Source organism: Catenibacterium sp., assembly GCF_052354645.1.
In the GTDB taxonomy this organism is placed as follows: domain Bacteria; phylum Bacillota_I; class Bacilli_A; order Erysipelotrichales; family Coprobacillaceae; genus Catenibacterium; species Catenibacterium mitsuoka_A.
The window spans coordinates 1-2983 of the sequence record NZ_DAWDDM010000245.1; the positions used below are offsets into that span (position 1 = coordinate 1).

Annotated in this window: 2 protein-coding genes; both read right to left on the reverse strand. The window is 30.3% G+C overall.

Going from position 1 to position 2983, the window contains the following annotated elements; translation table 11 throughout:
* Positions 1 to 36 precede the first annotated feature (36 nt).
* Positions 37 to 1308: a hypothetical protein gene (locus ACT8VG_RS09385; RefSeq protein ID WP_444195712.1), complete on the reverse strand. Its 1272-nt coding sequence runs from the start codon at positions 1306 to 1308 to the stop codon at positions 37 to 39.
* A 15-nt stretch (positions 1309 to 1323) separates the two neighbouring features.
* Positions 1324 to 2901: a peptide ABC transporter substrate-binding protein gene (locus ACT8VG_RS09390; protein ID WP_444195713.1), complete on the reverse strand. Its 1578-nt coding sequence runs from the start codon at positions 2899 to 2901 to the stop codon at positions 1324 to 1326.
* Positions 2902 to 2983 lie beyond the last annotated feature (82 nt).

Sequence of the window (2983 nt, forward strand, 5' to 3'; positions counted from 1 at the left end):
CCATAAAGACCTGATCCTACTACTAGATAATCATATTTACTCATTTAAGTGTCCTCCTTGGTTAAATAGTAAATCATATAATACTGGAATAATCATAAAACTAATAACTGAAACTGTGATAGTAAATAATCTAGGATTTATTAAACTAGATGTTGTAATCACAAATGAAATAAATAGTAATCCATCTTTCTTAGTTTTATAAAGATGCCAGATCACTATTGAAATAATCGCAAAAAATGCGATAAAGAAGATCCATCCATTTTCAAATAAGATTCTCATATATTCATTATCAATGAAGTTACTTCTAATAATAGTCCCTTCATTCTCTTTAGTTAGGAAATAACCGACTAAATCAATATTTGAACCAAATAAGCTTAAACCATAACGTTTAAAATCATAGAACGTCTGATAAAGTCTATTTGAAAATATATGATTGAATTTCTGTGCAACTTTGAAGATAATACTATTCACATTCATTGTATTGAAGATGAATCCATATAACATCACAAGAATATAGCTTCCAATTGGGAATAATGGAAAACATGTCGCATAGACTTTTTTAAAGAATTCTACTACATTCTTGAATTTATCAAGAATACCTACAGAATTCATAAAGATACCAATAAGAATACATTCTGATATCAACATTTCTGTTCTAGAATCAGTTAAGAAATAAGAAAATACAATAAGAAGTTGATATAAGCCTAGCTTTTCAGGACTGATTTTAAAGTTCTTCTTATATGAATAATAGAGAATCATAAATAGGACGAACTGAGATACATAAGTAGGATAACCAAATCCTAAAGAATGTCTTATTGTCCCATCAGCTCTCATATTGACATAATCATGCATAAGTCCAAATGAACTTAATGTAGTAATAAGAATTAATGAAATAAACTGTGCAGAGAAGATTGTATTTAATACGTCTTCAAAATCAAAACAGCTTGCATAAATAAGTGTAAATAACAAGAAAACCCAAACTTTGTTTTTAGTGAGTAATAAATTCATCACAATACTAAATAATGCGAGTAATACAACACCTGCCACAAAGTACTGCTTCTTATCAAAATTCTTAATTTTGTTTATATAACTCTTTAAGTCTAAAGTTCTTAATTTTTTGTATATTACAAACAAGAAATACACATAACAAACATATCTCAACAACTTACATAAAGTGGTTACTCTAGAAAAGCTAAAGCTTAAAGTAGTAGTATCTAAAAATAATATAAAATAATAAATAGCTAAAACGACTAAACCCATTTGTGGTGTCGTTAATTTCTGTATAAATGTCTTTATTTTGTTGCTCATTGAATACCCCCTCAATTAATGCATACTCATATATCTAAAACTATATGGTGCGCCACTAAAATTACAAATAAGACCAGTGACACTCACATTAATTACGTATCTCTGTCCCTGATGAATCACAGGAATAAGTGCATAGTCACGCATTGCGACTCTTTCCGCATTTAAGAATGCATAATAACGTTCATCCTGACTTTGTGCATTGACTGCAGTAGTAAAGAAGTTATTAAATTCATTACTAGAATAATGATTAATACCTTGATTATTAACTGCAAGAGGGGCTAAATAATCATAAGCATCATTACATGTACCTTTAATGCGTAATAAAGATAATTCTGCCTGTTCATAATCCACAGTATTCACTTCTTTTAAATACACCTTAAATTGTTTAGTTGATTCAAGGTCTTTTTTAATTTCACTCGCAATAATCTTTGATTGTGGATATTCTTTTGTATAAGTTAAAGTAAAAGTAAAATTCTTTAACTTATATTCTTTAAGAAGCTTAGATAAAGATTTCTTCGCTTCTTTTTTATTGTATTTCAACTTATATTTAGAGGCATCTCTCATAAACTGCTTCTGTGAGTTAAAACAGATACCCATAGGAAGTAAGCCTTCAGCTTTCTCAGTTCTGTCATTCAATACATTTTTATCATACTTATTTCTTCTTAGTAGTAAAGATATTGCTTCACGTACTCTTAGATCTGATAAATACTGGTCCTTAAAATTAGGCACTAAATCCCACATCACACTATCACTATCTGCAGTACTTGAATCCTTACCATCATATTTCTTCGCTTTCTCACCAGTCACTGATGCAAAATCAATCTTACCTTCATCAAATAATTTAATTTTCTCATCATTACTGATTCCAAAAAGCATATTCACTTGATTAATATTTGATTTACTCGCAAAGTAACATGTCTTATTCTTCTTTAATACAATCTTGTCTTTAGAAATAGAAGACACCTTATATGTCCCACATGATAATAATGTCTTAGGAGAAGTCGCATACTTATCTCCCTGTGCTTCTACAAACTTCTGATTTAATGGAAAGAAGACAGGCTGAGTCACTAAATCCATAAAACGTGTAGTCTTATATTGAAGATGTACAACCAGTTTCTTATTCTTCACATAAACACCTAAAGTATCTGCAGGCTTTAAACCTTTATAAATATCATCAGCACCTGCAATCGCAGCACCATAAGATGTTAATAACTTAGATGCTTCAGAACGCATAGATAAGGCTCTCTTCCATGCATAAACAAAGTCTTCTGCAGTCACTGGATCTCCATTAGACCACTTCACGTTCTTTCTGATTTCAAAAGTATATGTTTTGCCATCCTCACTTACTTCTTTACTCTTCGCAATAGCTGGCTTAAGCTTACTCTTTACATTATAAGCATATAAACCATCACCAAATGCCTGAATCACATTTGTAGATGTTTCATCAATAGCCTTTGATGCATCTAAAGATGTCACATAACCAGAACCCGCAAAATTAAATACTTTTTGTGAATCCGCATTATTAGTCAAAGAACATCCAGTCATCAAACTCATTGCGAGTACAAGTGTTACTATTTTCTTAAATAAACTCATTAAAAACTCTCCCCATACTTCTTATGTAAGAACTTAGCCTTTAAGAATCCCATTCCCTTTTTAAACATATTGATCTTTTCCA